Source organism: Candidatus Allofournierella excrementavium, assembly GCF_048526665.1.
Classification (GTDB): Bacteria; Bacillota; Clostridia; order Oscillospirales; family Ruminococcaceae; genus Allofournierella_A; species Allofournierella_A excrementavium.
The window spans coordinates 51,118-66,431 of record NZ_DBGFPE010000016.1; the positions used below are offsets into that span (position 1 = coordinate 51,118).

Genomic DNA, 15,314 nt, shown 5'->3' on the forward strand with positions numbered 1-15,314 from the left:
TTCGCCGGTGGGCCGAAAACCGCTGAAAAAGGGGCTTCGCGGCCCCCTTTTTTGCCCCGCTGCGGGCCGCTTTGGTTGCGCCTGCGGCCAAAAATGACTATAATAAATAAGATAACCGTTCCCGGGCGTTTTCGCCGCCCGGCGGCACTTTTTGAGAAGGAAAGGCTGTGTTGCGAAGATGCAGAAAGACAGCGAGGCTCTGGCCGCGTTTTTGCGGGGCAAGAAGGTTGCGTTCATCGGCGCGGGGGTCAGCCACAAGACCCTCATCGGGCAGTTCTGCGCCATGGGCGCCGAGGTGACCCTGTGCGATAAAAAGCAGCTGGAGGACTTCGGCGACTACGCCGAAACGCTCAAACAGCTGGGCGTGCGCCTGTCTCTGGGCGAACATTATCTGGACGGCCTCGCGGGCCAGCAGGTCATCATGCGCACCCCGGGCTTTGAATACTATACTCCGGCCTTGCAGGCGGCAAAGGCGGCGGGCAGCATCGTGACCAGCGAGATGGAACTGTTCTTCGACTATTGCCCCTGCCACATCACCGCCGTCACCGGCTCGGACGGCAAGACCACCACCACCAGCCTCATCGCGGCCATGCTCACCGCGGCGGGCAAAAAGGTGCATCTGGGCGGCAACATCGGGCGGGCGCTGCTGCCCATCCTGGCCGAGATCGACCCCGGCGACGAAGCGGTGGTGGAGCTTTCCAGCTTCCAGCTCATCAGCATGCGCAAGAGCCCCCGGGTGGCAGTGGTCACCAACGTGACCCCGAACCACCTGGACCACCACAAGGACATGCAAGAGTATGTGGACGCAAAACGCAACATCCTGCTGTGGCAGACCCCGGCGGACAAGGCGGTGCTGGGCTATGAGAACGACATCACCCGCGCCATGGCCGCCGACTGCAAGGGCAGCCAGTGCTGGTTCACCCGCCTGCACGAGACCGACAACGGCGCGTTCCTGCGCGCGGACGGCATGCTCTGCATGGCCGAGAACGGCACGGTCACCCCGGTGGTCTCGAAGGACGAGGTGAAGCTGCGGGGCCTGCACAACATCGAAAATCTGCTGGCGGCCATCGCCGCGGTGTGGGGCCGGGTGCCGGTGAGCGCCATGGCCGAGACTGCCCGCACCTTCACCGGTGTGGAGCACCGCATCGAGCCGGTGCGCCTGCTGGACGGGGTGCAGTGGTACAACGACTCCATCGCCTCCAGCCCCACCCGCACCATCGCCGGCCTGCGCAGCTTTGACCAGAAGATCATCATCATCGCCGGCGGCTACGACAAGAACATCCCCTACGAGCCCCTGGCCCCGGAAATTCTGGAGCACGTGAAGGTCCTGGTGCTGATGGGGGCCACCGGCCCCAAAATCGAAAAGGCCGTGCGGGAATGCCCCGGCTTTGCCGAGAGTGGCCTTGTCATCCTCCACGCAAAGGATATGAAGGAGGCGGTGGACGAAGCCCGCGCCGCCGCCAAACCCGGCGACATCGTCAGCCTCTCGCCCGCCTCCGCCAGCTTCGACCTCTACCCCAACTTTGAGGTGCGGGGCCGCCACTTCAAGGAACTGGTGAACGCCCTGTGATGCGGCTGGTGGAAAGCCCCGCCGACGCTGCCCGCTTTGCGGCGGCGCTGGCGGACGCACAGGACCCGGTGGCGGTGGAGACGGCGGTGCGCTTTGCCGCCTTTTCCGGGCTGCCCGGCAGCGGCTGGAAGTTCTACACCGGCGGGGAAGGGGAGGGACCCTTCGCCCTGGCGGTGCGGGGGGCCTCCGCTCTGCTTTGCGGCAGCGCTGATGGCGAGGAAGCGGCCCTGCTGCTGAAGGTCCTGGGGGCGCAGCGGCTCAAGACCGCCCGGCCCGACCCGCTGCCCGGCTGGCGGCAGGATGCGGCCTTCCGCGTCTTTCACGCCCCGGCGGGCGGTCCAAAGGCACGGCCCCTGCCGGAGGGCTTTTGGCTGAACGAAGCGCCCTCCCTGCTGGGGGTGACGGAGTTTTTGTGGGGCGGCGAGAGCATGACCGCCCACCACGACCGCCGCAGCACCGACACCTTTTACTCCGAAATATGCACCATGCGCAACCGGGGTCTGGCGGAAATTTGGACGCTGGAAGAAAGCGGCGTGACGGCGGCCACCGCCGGCGCTTACGCCGTCACCGGGAACGCCGCCCTGCTCAGCGCGGTGGAAACAGCGCCCGCCTTCCGGGGCAAAGGCTGCGCCGGCGCGCTGGTGTGCGCCCTGGCCCGGCGGTTTTGCGAACAGGGCAAGGCCGTCTGTCTGGTGGCCCGCCCCGGCGTGGAAGGTTTTTATGAAAAACTTGGTTTTGAACAGCGGGGGCTGACCTACGGTCACGCCGCCCCCGAAAACGACTGAAAAGGACTGTACATACTAAAATGCTGGAAGAATTTTTCGACTTTTCCCCCCGCCTTCTGGAGCTGGACAAGCAGGCAATGGAGCTCTGCCGGCCTTATTTTGAGAAGGTGGACGCCATCCGCGACTGCAACCAGGTGAAGATGCTCAAGGCCTTCACCGACCAGAAGGTGGCCGCCACCCATCTGGTGGGCACCACCGGCTACGGCTACGACGACGCCGGCCGGGACAAGCTGGACGCCCTCTTCGCCCAGGTGGTGGGGGCCGAGGACGCCCTCTGCCGGCCCCACTTCCTCTCCGGCACCCACGCCCTGGCGGTGGCCCTCTTCGGCGTGCTGCGGGCGGGGGACACCCTGCTGGCCGCCACCGGCCGCCCTTACGACACCCTGGAAGGGGTCATCGGCATCGGCGACGCGGGCAAGGGCTGCGGCACCCTGGCGGAGTTCGGCGTGAAATACGACGAGGTGCCGCTGCTGGAGGGCGGCGTGCCCGACTATGAGGCCATCGCGAAGAAGGCCGTGAACGCAAAAGTGTGCCATGTGCAGCGCAGCCGGGGCTATTCCAGCCGAGCCGCCTTTGACCTGGAGACCATCGGCAAGGTGGTGCAGGCCGCCAAGAGCGCGAACCCCGACGTGATCGTGCTGGTGGACAACTGCTACGGCACCTTCACCCAGACCGCCGAGCCGGTGAGCGTGGGGGCAGACCTCATCGTGGGCAGCCTCATCAAGAACGCCGGCGGCGGCATCGCCCCCACAGGCGGCTACATCGCCGGCCGGGCCGACCTGGTGGAACAATGCGGCCACCGGCTCACCGCCCCCGGCACCGGCCGGGAGCTGGGCTGCACGCTGGACTCCCTGCGCAGTTTGTACCTTGGCCTCTACTATGCCCCCGGCGTCACCGCCGAGGCGGTGAAGACCAGCATCTACTCCAGCTGTCTGCTGGAACTGCTGGGCAAGAACCCCATCCCCCGCTACACCGAGCCTCGCAACGACATCATCACCAGCTTCGAGGCGGGCACCGGCGAAGCGCTGGTGGGCTTCTGCCAGGGGGTGCAGGCGGGCAGCCCGGTGGACAGTTACGTTGCCCCCGAGCCCTACGCCATGGCGGGCTACACCGACCAGGTCATCATGGCCGCCGGCGCTTTCACCCTGGGCAGCAGCATCGAGCTCTCCTGCGACGGGCCGATGCGCGCGCCCTACACCGTCTATCTCCAGGGCGGGCTGAACCTTGCGGCCAGCCGCGCCGGGGTGCTGCTGGCGGTGCAGCGGGCCTTTGGCAGGGAACTGTAAGCAAACGAACATGACCGGCGGCGCAAGAGCCGCCGAAAGGAAAGAAGGGAAAAACCGATGGATTGGAATTTTGAACTGACCGAACAGGCGGCGCTGGCGCTCTATGCCAAGAAGTACCGCCAGGAAAAGGCCTCCGGCCGTCTGCTGCGTGCGCTCGGCATCATTGGCGTCGCGGTGGGCTTGTGGTTCGCCATGGAGGCGGGGCAGGCCATGCTGCGCCCCGGCTATTTCTACGACGAATTTGACCCGGTGGGCGGCGCGCTGTACGTGGTGCTGGCCGCGGTGCTGCTGGTGCTTTCCATTCTGGTGTTCTGGAAAAGCCGCACCCGGGGCCTTGCTGCCGCCGTGCTGCGTCAGCAGAAGAAGCTGGGGGCTTCGCCCCTGGGCCAGTGGCGGGTGCATCTGGACGAGGAAAAGCTGGTCACCGTGCGGGCCGGGATTCAGGAGTCCAGCGATCCGTCGGTGGTGCAGAAGGTGGAGCAGTACCCCGAGGGCCTGCTGGTCTACCTCTACGGCGGCGCAAAGATGCTGGCGCTGCCCGCGCCCGCCTTTGAAGGGCCGGACGCGATGAAGGCCGCCGCCGCTGAGTTCGAGCGGTGCGCCGCGCTGGCCAAGGCCCGCCTGTATGAGGAATCGGCCCGGCAGACGGCAGGGGAGCAGGAGGGGCGCGTTCTGCCGCCCTGCCCGCCGCTGCCCGAGGGGGAGACGCAGATGTACGCCGCGCCCCAGATGCTGCGCCCGGAAGAGGTGCTGCCCGCTTACTGCGCGGCCAACCGGCTGCTGAACCCCATCGGCAAGGGCCGGCTGGTGCTGCTGTGGGTGCTGCTGATCGCCTCTGTTCTGGAGGCGGCGGTCGCGGTGGCCACCGGCGACGCGGCCCTGGCGGTGACCATGGCCGCCATGGCGGCGGTCATGGCGCTGCTGCTGGGGGGTCGCTCGCCCGCTGCTCAGCGGGGCCTGATGAAGCGGCAGCTGGCGGGGGAGCAGACCCAGCGCCTGACCACCCCCGGCTGGGTGGTGCTGGGCCAGAACGGCTTCACCGACACCAGCGGCGCGCTGTGCAGCTACCGGCCCTACTCCAGCCTGAACAAGGTGGCCCAGGACGAAAATTACATCTTCCTGCGCTTTGAGGGCAACATGATCACCGCCATCCCCAAGCGCGGTTTTGAAAGCCCCGAACAGGCGGCGGCCGCCTTTGCCTTCCTCCGGCAGAAGCTGTCGGAACAAAAAAGCGGACGATTGGGGCAGTGAAAATCAAACTTCGCTCTTGCGTTCCTGCATAAACCGAGTATAATAGGTCTTCGCGACTGTGACGGCTCCGTCCCGAGGCGGAGCCGCCCTTTTTTGTGAGGAGGAGAGAGAAAAATGACCTACGGATATCTGGCGGACCTCGCCCTGATCCTGCTGGCCACCAAGGCGCTGAGCATGCTCACCGGCAAGCTGCAGATGCCCCAGGTGGTGGGCGCGCTGGTGGCCGGCCTTGTGATGGGCCCCGCGGTGCTGAACATCATCCAGCCCAGCGACTTTCTGTCGCAGGTGGCCGAGCTGGGCGTGATCGTCATCATGTTCAGCGCGGGCATGGGCACCGACCTGAACGAACTGAAGCAGACCGGCAAGGCGGGCTTTGTGATCGCCATGGCGGGCGTGCTGGTGCCGCTGGCCATGGGCACCGGGCTGATGTTCATCTTCAACACCGGCGAGCTGGCCATGCCCGGCAACAAATTCCTGCAGGACCTGTTCCTGGGCGTCGTGCTCACCGCCACTTCGGTGAGCATCACCGTGGAGACCCTGAAAGAGCTGGGCAAGCTGTCCACCAAGGTGGGCAACGCCATCCTGGCCGCCGCCCTCATCGACGACGTGCTGGGCCTTGTCTGCCTGACCGTGGTCACCAGCATGGCCGGCGCGGACGTGAACATCGTGCTGGTGCTGGTCAAGATCCTGCTGTTCTTCCTGTTCGCGGGCGTGTTGGGCGTCGTGGTCAGCAAGACGCTGAACTGGTACGAGACCAAGGTGCGCAACCGCGACCTGCGCCGCTATCCCATCCTGGCCTTCGTGCTCTGCCTTTTCATGGCCTGGGCCGCTGAGGAGTGGTTCGGCGTGGCGGACATCATCGGCGCCTTTGCCGCCGGCCTGATCGTGGCCACCACCCCCAAGGGGGCCTACACCGCCAGCAAGTTCACCCCGCTGGCCTACCTGCTGCTGACCCCGGTGTTCTTTGCCAACCTGGGCATCGGCGTGGAGCTGCCCAAGATGGACGCCATGATCCTGCTGTTCACCATCGCCCTGGTGGTGGTGGGCATCGGCTCCAAGCTCATCGGCTGCGGCCTGGGCGCGAAGCTGTGCGGCTTCAAGGGCCGCCAGTGCGTGCAGGTGGGCTGCGGCATGGCCTGCCGCGGCGAGGTGGCCCTGATCGTGGCCAACAAGGGCATGGCCATGAACATCGTCAACCCCATCTTCTTCGGCCCCATCATCATCCTGGTGGTGTGCTGCGCCGTGTTCACCCCCATCATGCTCAAGTTCGCCTTCAAGGGCGAAAACGCCTACGAGGGCATGGAGGAGAGCAAGCTGGCCGAGAACTTCCAGCTGTCCGAGCAGGTGGACGAGGTCACCGCCCGCCTCATCGAGGGCGAAAAGCGCCGTCAGGGCAAATAAGCCTCTTCAGCGGCTGAAAAGAATGACAAAAATCGGCCCCTTTCCGCATTGCGGAAAGGGGCCGATTTTTTGCAATTAAAACGGATTTACGAACGCAGATACTGGTCCAGCAACAGGTCGTCCTGAACCTTTGTCAGCCGCGCGAGGTCGCGCTGCTCAAGGGCTTCCAGCAGTTCGCGATGATGTTGGATGCTTTCACTCCGGGGAAAGTGGTTCCAGGTCATTTCCGAGTTTGCGCGCAGAGTGTCATACATCACTTCACTGATGGAGTCATACAGCTGCAAAAACAATTCATTTTTGCCCATTTCGCAGATAAGCCGGTGAAAATTGTAATGCAGATTATGGTATGTATCATCGTCACCGGACTGAACCGACTCCGCCATGGAGGCAAGCACCTCGCTTAAACGAGCCAGAGCGGCAGGATTGGGAGGATTAAGCACTGCGAGACGCATGGCACAGTACTCGATCAAAACCCGGAACTCGTTGATTTTGTTGTGATCCAAGCCGAAGATATTGCTGCGAAACAATTCTGAGAACAAGCTTTTCAGACTGAAATCACAAACAAATGTGCCTTCTCCAACCCGAGTCTCCGTCACACCGAGGGTGTTCAGCTTCTGAAGCGCGATTTTGAGACTCACCCGGCTGATGCCAAGTTGTTTGGCAAGTTCGATCTCCGAGGGGATCTTTTCGCCCGCTTTCCATTCTCCATTGGTGATTTTCTTGACCAGGATATCGTATGCCTGGTCCGATACACTGGTGCGCTGCACCTTTTTTAGAGCCATCATAGCCTCCTATTTCCATCCAAAAGGATGTATCCATACTATATCATACCACACCCATAGGGAAAAGCAACATGGTTTTAGGAATCGAGGTCATCTCCTTTGTGCAAAGTGTCATTTTATTAATGCAATAATAGCCGTTTTGCTGAAAATTGCCATTTGATATTGACTACTTGACTAACAAGTGGTATTCTGTCTGTAGACTTGTTAGTCAAGTATACCGTTACCCGCCGTTTTTGTCAACTTCAAGGAGGAAACAGTATGAAGATCACGAAGGTAGACATTTATATGTTGGATGCAGGTGCCCAGAGAGCCAGCCGGCGGCCGATCTGTTGCCGTGTTTGGACGGATGAAGGCATCTATGGTGATGGCGAAGCCGGCATTGCCTTTGACTATGCAGCGCCGGCGGGGGTGGGCATGCTGCAGGATCTGTCCCGCCTTATCATCGGCATGGACCCCATGCGCGTGGACGCGATTTGGGAGAAACTGTTCAAGCTGACTTTCTGGGGCCAGGGCGGCGGCCCGGTGGTGTTCGCCGGCATCAGCGCCATCGACATCGCTCTGATGGACATCAAGGGCAAAGCGCTGAACGTGCCTGTTTATGAGCTGCTGGGCGGCAAGTTCCGGGATAATGTGCGCTGCTATGCCAGCCAGCTGCAGTTTGGCTGGAATGAGAAGATCGGCCCGTGGGGCCCCACGCAGGAGTATGTGGACATCTGTAAATATGCCATGAGTGAGGGGTATGACGCGGTGAAGATCGATTTCATCGCGTACGATCGGGAAGGCAAGGACATTCCTTATGAGGAATGCGAGGGCTTCCTGTCCCATGACCTGTATGCCTTGGCGGAAGAGCGCATCGCGGCCATTCGGCAGGAGTGCGGGCATTTGGACATCATCATGGAAAATCATGGCCGTTCCGACTCCATTTCTGCGGTCAAACTGGGGGAGCTGTGCGACAAATACGACCTTTACTGCCTGGAGGAACCCACCACGGTGTTGAACACGGAATTCCACAAGCGCGTTCAGCGGCGCATCCGTACGCCCATCGGCTCGGGCGAGCGCATTTATACCCGCTGGCAGTATCTGAATTTCTTCCGCGATAACTCCATCCAGCTGGTACAGCCGGATGCCTGTAACTGTGGCGGTATCACTGAGGGCAAGAAGATTTGCGATATGGCCCATGCATTCGATGTGAAGGCACAGATCCATTGCGCCGGCGGTCCCATCTCCACGGCGGCGGCTCTTCAGCTTACTGCGGCCATCACCAACTTCGCCATTTATGAGCATCACTTCCGCTCCACTCAGCCTGCCATCACCTGCCTTGGCAAATACGATTATCAGCCAAAGAATGGCCGCTATAAGATCCCCGACCTTCCCGGCCTTGGCCAGGAACTCTCGGACTTTGCCATCAAGACCGCGCTGGTCCATGTCACGGTCACGGAACCGTGATGTCTGGTCGGCGAAGCAACTGAAAGGAGGAATCAGGAGTGAAAACATTCCGCAAGTACTTGAACCTGTTTTGCATTTCCCTGGGCGCCAGCTGCATTTTCAAACTGGCGATGATCAAGGATGTGTATTATGATGATATGCAGGCTGCTTTCAACGCCACCAATGTGCAGATGGGGCTGTTGATCACCTTCTTTGCAATTACACAGGCGCTTGCCTATCTGCCTGGCGGATGGCTGGTCGATCTGGTGCCAGTAAAATATCTGATGCCTGTGGGCCTGATCGGAACTGGTTTGCTGGGCTTCTGGGAGGCAACGTTCCCTTCCTACGAAGTGCTTCTGGTCATTCAGATGGGATATGGCTTGGTGATCACGCTGATGTTCTGGGATGCCATGATCAAAGGTACCCGTATGCTGGCGGCGGATCACGCGCAAGGAAAAATTTTCGGCATGCTTGAAGGTGTGCGTGGTGCATGCGCCACCGCGGCGTCCTTTGGAAGCGTCTGGTTTTTTGCGAAACTGGGCGAGGGCATGAGCGGCCTGCGCTCGGTGATGATCTATTACTCCGTGATCCTTTGCACCGTTGGCGTTCTGGTGTTCCTGTTTATGGAAAAGAACGAAGTAGAGGGCAAAGTCAATGCGAAGCAGGCACTGCAGGGTTTGGTGCAGGTGGCAAAACTTCCGAAGGTTTGGCTGGCTGGCGGCATCGTATTCTTTGGCTATTCGTTCTACAGCGGCCTGGGCTATATGACACCCATGCTTACCAACGTGTTCGGCATGTCGGCCACATTGGGCGCGACTGTGGGCACCATCAAACAGTACATGATCGCTATTTTTGCCGCGCCTTTGGGCGGCATGCTGGCGGATAAGATGGGGTCCCGCGTGAAGTTCCTGCGCTATGTGATGATCATCGGCGCAGTTATCATGGCGGCGTTCATCATTTCGCCCAGCAATGAAAAAACAGTTGCTCTGGGCATTGCCCTGATGCTGCTCTCCTCGGCGGTCACCTACATGATGCGCGGCACATACTATTCCACCACCGCAGAGCTTGGCATCAGCGTAACGATGACTGGCGCGGCGGCAGGTGTCCTGTCCCTCGTGGGCAATACCCCCGACTTCTTCTCCTCTGTCCTCTATGGTTCAATGCTGGATCTTTTCCCTGGGGCTGCCGGTTACAAAGCAATTTTCGGCATCATGCTCGCTTTTGCTCTTTGCGGCTGCCTGTGCGCGGTGCTCTTGGGCAAAACTTTAAAGAAGGAGTCTATGCAGAAAGGGGAGTGAGGAAATGGCAACAGACCTCAATGCTCCGAAAAAGCCGAAGAAAAAGTTTCAGTTCCCTCACGTGTTCATATTGCTTTCCTGCGTGATACTCCTTGTGGCGGCATTGTCATACCTGCTTCCGGCAGGAACGTATGACACGGTGATAGACCCCGTCAGTGGCAGTGAAGTGGTAGACCCGGACAGCTTCCATTATGTGGAAAGCACACCGGTGACGCTGATGCAGCTTGTGGCGTCCTATTCCAACGGTTTCCAGGCCGTGGCGCCCCTGCTATTCATGACAATGGCGGTGGGCGGAACTTTTGGCGTAATCCATAGGCTCGGCATTATTCCGGCCATGGTAAGCTTTGCCAGCAAAAGCTTTCGGACCAACCGGCTGCTGGCGATTCCGATCCTTTTGCTGTGCTTCTCGGCTCTTGACACTTTTCTTGGCATGCCGGAACTGTGCATCGTATTTCTTCCCATTATCACTCCGCTGATCCTCAGCCTGGGCTTTGATTCCCTCACTGCGTGTGCAGTGGTCATCTGCGGCAACTGTGTGGGCTTTTCCACAGGCTTGGGCAACCCGTTCACCACGCTGATTTGTCAAAAAATATGCGGGCTGCCGCTGTATTCTGGCCTGTGGTATCGCGCAATATGCTTTGTAGTGTTCTACGGCATTACCGTCGTTTATGTGATGCGGTATGCGCTGCGGGTGGCAAAAGATCCTCAGTCAAGCCGGTGCTTTGCAGCAGACCAGACACGCCGTGCTGACCTGAAAGAAGCTGTGGTGGAAAAACTCACGCTGCGCAAGAAGCTGGCGGCAGGGTTTATCGCCACACTGTTCGTGGTCAATGTGGTAGGCACGTTCCTGTATGGCTGGGATGTGCCTGAGATGACGGGTATCTTTCTCATCATGGGGTTCGGTTCAGCTGTGATCAGCGGGACCGGCCTCAGCAAAGCCTGTCTCATGTTCGTGGACGGCTGTAAGGATATTTTGCAGGGAGCCCTGGTCATGTGCGTGGCGCGCACGATTAGTGTTGTGATGGAACAGGGAAACATCACCTACACCATCGTTCACGGCCTCAGCGAGATCATTGCCTACTTCCCGCAGGTATTCACGATTGTGGGAATTTTCCTCGCTGTGATGCTCATCGACTTTTTCATCCCGGCCGGATCGGGCGAGGCAGTGGTGGTTATGCCCATCATTTCGCCTCTTGCGGAGATATTGGGCCTCTCCAAGCAGGCGTGCGTGCTCGCATTCCAGTTTGGCGATGGCTGGTCGAACACCATCTGGCCGACGACCGCTTCGTATATGGCCACGCTGGCTGTGGGTGAGATCAAGTGGACGGATTGGCAACGCTTTCAGCTGCCGCTGTTCTGCATCTGGTTCGTGGTAGGAGCCCTGATGCTGATGATCGCTCAGTTGATTGGCCTTGGGCCAATGTAAGGAAACAAAAATGAAAACGCATGATTTTGACGAGCCGATCGAGCGGGTCGGCACAGACTCTTACAAATGGGACCACGAAGGCGAAGGAGGAAAGTACATTCCCCTGGGCGTGGCCGACACCGACTTCCGTGCGCCCCGCGAGGTCATCGACGCGGTAATGGAGCGGGCCCGCTTCGGAGTGTACGCTTACGGCGATCTGCCTCAGCAGCGCTTCGCGAAGGCCGTGTGCCACTGGTATAAAGAAAGGTACGGCCTTGCCGTGGACCCGGGCATGGTGTGCCATTCCCAGGGGCTGATGACCGGCGCGCTGTGGATGATCCTGCACGCCTACACCCGCCCGGGGGACAAAGTCCTCATCCAGCCGCCTGTCTACAACACCTTCAGTGTGGTCATCCAGGGCGCAGGGCGCTTTGTGGAGAACAACGAGCTGGTTTTGAAAGACGGCCGGTATGAGATCGATTTCGAGGACCTGGAGCGCAAAGCGCAGGACCCCCGTGTGCGCATCCTGTTGGTGTGCAATCCTCACAACCCGGTGGGCCGTGTCTGGACGAGGGAGGAGCTGACACGCATCGCCGAGATCTGCCGGCGCACCAACACGCTGCTGGTGAGCGACGAGATCCACGGTGACATCGTGTACGGCGACCACCGGCACACGCCGCTCTTTTCCATCAGCCAAGAGATCTCCGACAACCTGGTGGTCATGGGCTCTCCCAGCAAGACCTTCAATCTGGCCTGCTTCTATTCCGCCTATGTGGTGATCCCCAACAAGGCGCTGCGGGACCAATACCGCGTGGTGTATGAGGACTATCACTTCGACTATAACTATCTGGGCATCGAGGCGCTGATCGCCGCCTATGAGCAGTGCGGTTACTACGCAGACCAGCAGAATGCCTATTTTCAGAAAAACATCGCCCTCGTGCGGGACTTCCTCAAGGAGAAGATGCCCGAGGTGAAGATGATCGAGCCGGAGGGCACCTACCTGCTCTGGATCGACTTCCGCGCCTGGGGCCTGCCCCAAACGGAGCTGATGGAACTGTTCAGCAGCGCAGGCGTGAAGCTGAACAGCGGCACGAACTACGGCAGCTGCGGCGCCGGTTTCGTGCGGATGAATATTGCCACGCAGACCGCAGTGCTGCAAAAAGCCCTCGCCTGTATCGAAAAGGCAAGACAGGCCCATTTCCGGGCGTGACTTGAAACGCTGCAAAATTCCTCTCCCAAACAATACCGCCCCACGGTCCGTTCGGGCCGTGGGGCGGTATTGTCTTATTAACACACCAAAGCTTGTGGGGGGAAGGCTCATTCGGCGGCCGCGCCGTCGGGGTTCTTGGCGAAGAAGGCCACGCCCGCCGCGCCGGGGCCCGCGTGGGTGCCGATGGCGGTGCCGATGTGGCGGCACAGGGGGGCTTCCAGGCCCAGGTTCTGGGTGAGGTAGCGGTGGATGGGCTCCGCGGCCTTGCGGTGGGCGGTGTAGCCGATCATGTAGGGCATGGTCTCGTCCAGGCCGCCCTCGGTGTCCATCAGCTTGAACAGCGCAACATAGGCGCCGGGCATGCCCCGGGCCTTGCCCGCAAGACCCACCTTGCCGTCCCGCACGGCCACCACCGGCTTCACGCCCAAAAGGCTGCCCGCCAGTGCCTGAGCGCCGGTGAGGCGGCCGCCCTTGCGGAAGTATTTCAGATCGTCCACCACGGCCACAAGGCGCACATCCATCCGGCGGCGCTCCAGCTCGGCCACAATCTCCCCGGCGGTGGCGCCGTCGGCGCGCATCTGCACCGCCAGCCGCACCAGCAGCTGCTCGCCCAGGGTGGCGTTCATGCTGTCCACCAGATGGATCTTGTCGTATTCGCAGCTGTCGGCGGCGATGCGGGCGGACTGGTAGGTGCCGCTGAGCAGCCCGCTGATGAGGATGGCCACCACCTCGTCGCCGGCGGCCTTGGCCTCCTCAAAGCGGTCCATGAAGTCCTGGGGGCTGGGCTGGCTGGTGGTGGGCAGCTTGTCGCACTTCACCAGCCGGGCATAGAACTCGTCCGGGGTCATGTCCAGCCCGTCCCGGAATACCTCGCCGTCCTCAAAGCGCACCTGCATGTGCACCACTTCCACCCCAAGGCGGGCCGCCTCGGCGGGCAGAAGGTCGCAGGTGGAATCGGTCAGAATACGGATCATGTCACATCGTCTCCTTACTGTTGGGGCGGTGCCTGCCGCCGTCTCACTGGATGTCGGTGAAAAAACCGTGGAGCGCCGCAAGGGTGTCCGCCAGCTGGTCCATCTGCGCCGGGGTGAGCCGCCGGCTCACCCGGTCCACCAGCTGTTCGTGGAACGCCGCGTGCCGCTCCAGCGCGCCCCGCGCCGCGTCGGTGAGGGTCACCGTGACCTTGCGCCGGTCCTCTTCGGCCCGCGCCCGCACAAGATACCCCTTCTGCTCCAGCGTTTTCACCGCCACCGTCAGGGTGCTGGCAGTCACTCGCAGCCGGGCTGCCAGCTCCCGCATGGTCTCGCCGCCGGCGGCGCTGTCCACCGCCTCCAGCACGTGCATCTCGCTGACCGAGAGGTTTTTGTAGGGGCCTCTGGCCAGGTCGTCCTCTTCCAGGCGCAGCACGTCGTTGAACACGTCCACCAGAAAACTGTTGATCTTTTGCTCTGCTTCGGTCACAAAATGTACCTTCTTTCCCGTTTGAACAAAAACTTTGAAGTTCAAACGAATTGATGGTACCACGCCCGCCGCCCTTTGTCAAGATGTTTTGAAGTTCAAATTATTTTTTTCTGCCCGTTGCGTGCCGCCGCGGCAGGGGGGTATAATGAAAAGAAAAGAGAAAAAGGGCGAAGGGAGGCACAAGAATGAAGGAACGGATCACACGGGCAGGGAACTGGCTGGCCCAAAACCGAACGCCGTGCATCCTGCTGGCGGCAGGTTGCGCCGCCGAGGGGCTTTTTCTGCTGCTGCGGCAGGACCGGGCGGCCATGGACAGGGCGGCGTCCCTCGCCATGGGAACGCGGCAGGCCGTCAGCGCCCTGGTGGACCCGCTGCCCTTCTCGCTGGCCGAAGCGCTCTGCACGGCGCTGGGGGTGTGGCTTCTGGTGATGGCCGCGGCCACGGTGCGCGCGCAGCTGCGCCGCCGGGTGCTGGCCCGGCGGCTGGTGGGGCTGGCGGCGGTGGCGGTGTGGATCTGGGCCGGGGTGAGCTGGCTGTGGGGCGTGCACTACTATGCTTCCTCCTTCAGCGAAAAGAGCGGCCTTGCGGCAGAGCCGGTGACCGCCGAGGCGCTGGAAGCCACCACCCTGTGGTTCGCCGAGGGGGCCAACCGCACTGGCCGGCTGGTGGAGCGGGACGACTCCGGCCGCCTTGCGGCGGACAGCGCGGCCATCATGGAGGAGGGCGCCGACAGCCTTGCTCCCCTCACGGAGGAATACCCCTTCCTGGACGGCCCGGCCCGGCAGCCCAAGCCCGCGGTCTATTCCTGGTTCATGAGCGCGGCGGGCTTCACCGGCTACATCTTTCCCTTCACCGGCGAGAGCACCCTCAACGTGGACTGCCCCAATGTGTTCCTGCCGGTGACCATCGCTCACGAGCAGGCCCACCAGCGGGGCGTGGCCCCCGAGCAGGAGGCGAACTTTGTGGGCATCGCCGCCTGCCTTGCCAGCGCCGACGAGCTCTGGCAGTATTCCGGCTGGCTGTTCGGGTTTCTGCATCTCTCCAACGTTCTCTACACCGCCGACCCCACAGCCTGGCTGGAGGTCTGGCAGCTGCTGGAGGAGGGGCCTGCGGCGGACCTTTTGTGGAACGACGAGTATTGGCTGGCCTTTGAGAGCCCCGCCACCGATTTGGCGGAGAGCACCTACACCGCCTTTCTGGAAAGCTACGGCCAGGACCTGGGCATGGCCAGCTACGGCGCCTGCGTGGACCTGCTGGTGGCCCGCTACTGCCCGCTGTGGCAGGAGGCGTGAGGCGGACGGCCTTTCAACAAATTTTGTGAAAAAAGTGGAATTCTGTGTACCTTTGTCGTCAGATGTGCTATAATTAGGCCACATATGCGAAGATTTGCCTTTTCCCGCCCCCGGGGCGGCGAAAAAACATACGCGGAGGAATCATTCA

Annotated in this window: 13 protein-coding genes; 10 read left to right on the forward strand and 3 right to left on the reverse strand. The window is 61.4% G+C overall.

The features are described 5' to 3' along the window. Positions 1–178 precede the first annotated feature (178 nt). From murD to ACMI1Q_RS04760, 5 genes are all read left to right on the forward strand, one after another. Positions 179–1,570: a UDP-N-acetylmuramoyl-L-alanine--D-glutamate ligase gene (murD, locus tag ACMI1Q_RS04740; RefSeq protein WP_394978659.1), complete on the forward strand. Its 1,392-nt coding sequence runs from the start codon at positions 179–181 to the stop codon at positions 1,568–1,570. Continuing rightward, positions 1,570–2,355, forward strand: a complete 786-nt coding sequence (locus tag ACMI1Q_RS04745; RefSeq protein ID WP_419502972.1) for a GNAT family N-acetyltransferase — start codon at positions 1,570–1,572, stop codon at positions 2,353–2,355. Before murD ends, ACMI1Q_RS04745 begins: the two co-directional genes overlap by 1 nt. Positions 2,356–2,375: 20 nt before the next feature. Next, positions 2,376–3,641, forward strand: coding sequence for an aminotransferase class I/II-fold pyridoxal phosphate-dependent enzyme (locus tag ACMI1Q_RS04750; RefSeq protein ID WP_419502973.1), 1,266 nt, complete (start codon positions 2,376–2,378; stop codon positions 3,639–3,641). 57 nt (positions 3,642–3,698) lie between these two features. Then, positions 3,699–4,892 (forward strand): YcxB family protein, encoded by a 1,194-nt coding sequence (locus tag ACMI1Q_RS04755; protein ID WP_419502974.1) that lies wholly within the window; start codon positions 3,699–3,701, stop codon positions 4,890–4,892. Between the two features lie 114 nt (positions 4,893–5,006). Continuing rightward, a complete protein-coding gene (locus ACMI1Q_RS04760; protein ID WP_419502975.1) occupies positions 5,007–6,293 on the forward strand; it encodes a cation:proton antiporter in 1,287 nt (428 codons plus the stop codon). A gap of 86 nt (positions 6,294–6,379) precedes the next feature. Here ACMI1Q_RS04760 and ACMI1Q_RS04765 read toward each other — a convergent pair whose 3' ends face one another. Then, positions 6,380–7,078 (reverse strand): FadR/GntR family transcriptional regulator, encoded by a 699-nt coding sequence (locus tag ACMI1Q_RS04765; protein ID WP_419502976.1) that lies wholly within the window; start codon positions 7,076–7,078, stop codon positions 6,380–6,382. 255 nt (positions 7,079–7,333) lie between these two features. Between ACMI1Q_RS04765 and ACMI1Q_RS04770 the strand changes: the two genes are divergently transcribed. Genes ACMI1Q_RS04770 through ACMI1Q_RS04785 form a run of 4 tightly spaced genes read left to right on the forward strand, consistent with a single transcriptional unit; the run spans position 7,334 to position 12,413 of the window. Further along, positions 7,334–8,521 (forward strand): mandelate racemase/muconate lactonizing enzyme family protein, encoded by a 1,188-nt coding sequence (locus ACMI1Q_RS04770; protein WP_394978668.1) that lies wholly within the window; start codon positions 7,334–7,336, stop codon positions 8,519–8,521. Positions 8,522–8,559: 38 nt separating this feature from the next. Further along, positions 8,560–9,798 carry an MFS transporter gene (locus ACMI1Q_RS04775; protein WP_394978670.1) on the forward strand — a complete coding sequence of 413 codons (1,239 nt, stop codon included), beginning with the start codon at positions 8,560–8,562 and terminating at the stop codon, positions 9,796–9,798. Between the two features lie 4 nt (positions 9,799–9,802). After that, positions 9,803–11,224 (forward strand): YfcC family protein, encoded by a 1,422-nt coding sequence (locus ACMI1Q_RS04780; protein WP_394978672.1) that lies wholly within the window; start codon positions 9,803–9,805, stop codon positions 11,222–11,224. A gap of 10 nt (positions 11,225–11,234) precedes the next feature. Beyond that, a complete protein-coding gene (locus ACMI1Q_RS04785; protein ID WP_419502977.1) occupies positions 11,235–12,413 on the forward strand; it encodes a MalY/PatB family protein in 1,179 nt (392 codons plus the stop codon). Positions 12,414–12,520: 107 nt separating this feature from the next. Here ACMI1Q_RS04785 and ACMI1Q_RS04790 read toward each other — a convergent pair whose 3' ends face one another. Then, positions 12,521–13,387, reverse strand: coding sequence for a DegV family protein (locus ACMI1Q_RS04790; protein WP_394978675.1), 867 nt, complete (start codon positions 13,385–13,387; stop codon positions 12,521–12,523). Positions 13,388–13,430: 43 nt separating this feature from the next. Further along, positions 13,431–13,874 (reverse strand): MarR family winged helix-turn-helix transcriptional regulator, encoded by a 444-nt coding sequence (locus tag ACMI1Q_RS04795; RefSeq protein ID WP_330058826.1) that lies wholly within the window; start codon positions 13,872–13,874, stop codon positions 13,431–13,433. Positions 13,875–14,059: 185 nt separating this feature from the next. Here ACMI1Q_RS04795 and ACMI1Q_RS04800 point away from each other — a divergent pair, with 185 nt between their 5' ends. Then, positions 14,060–15,166, forward strand: a complete 1,107-nt coding sequence (locus tag ACMI1Q_RS04800; RefSeq protein WP_419502978.1) for a DUF3810 domain-containing protein — start codon at positions 14,060–14,062, stop codon at positions 15,164–15,166. Positions 15,167–15,314 lie beyond the last annotated feature (148 nt).

Coding starts and splice junctions, on each gene's coding strand:
- ACMI1Q_RS04785 (WP_419502977.1), top strand. CDS start 11,235: ATGAAAACGCATGATTTTGACGAGCCGATCGAGCGGGTCGGCACAGAC.
- ACMI1Q_RS04745 (WP_419502972.1), top strand. CDS start 1,570: ATGCGGCTGGTGGAAAGCCCCGCCGACGCTGCCCGCTTTGCGGCGGCG.
- ACMI1Q_RS04790 (WP_394978675.1), bottom strand. CDS start 13,387: ATGATCCGTATTCTGACCGATTCCACCTGCGACCTTCTGCCCGCCGAG.
- ACMI1Q_RS04770 (WP_394978668.1), top strand. CDS start 7,334: ATGAAGATCACGAAGGTAGACATTTATATGTTGGATGCAGGTGCCCAG.
- murD (WP_394978659.1), top strand. CDS start 179: ATGCAGAAAGACAGCGAGGCTCTGGCCGCGTTTTTGCGGGGCAAGAAG.
- ACMI1Q_RS04755 (WP_419502974.1), top strand. CDS start 3,699: ATGGATTGGAATTTTGAACTGACCGAACAGGCGGCGCTGGCGCTCTAT.
- ACMI1Q_RS04800 (WP_419502978.1), top strand. CDS start 14,060: ATGAAGGAACGGATCACACGGGCAGGGAACTGGCTGGCCCAAAACCGA.
- ACMI1Q_RS04760 (WP_419502975.1), top strand. CDS start 5,007: ATGACCTACGGATATCTGGCGGACCTCGCCCTGATCCTGCTGGCCACC.
- ACMI1Q_RS04750 (WP_419502973.1), top strand. CDS start 2,376: ATGCTGGAAGAATTTTTCGACTTTTCCCCCCGCCTTCTGGAGCTGGAC.
- ACMI1Q_RS04780 (WP_394978672.1), top strand. CDS start 9,803: ATGGCAACAGACCTCAATGCTCCGAAAAAGCCGAAGAAAAAGTTTCAG.
- ACMI1Q_RS04765 (WP_419502976.1), bottom strand. CDS start 7,078: ATGATGGCTCTAAAAAAGGTGCAGCGCACCAGTGTATCGGACCAGGCA.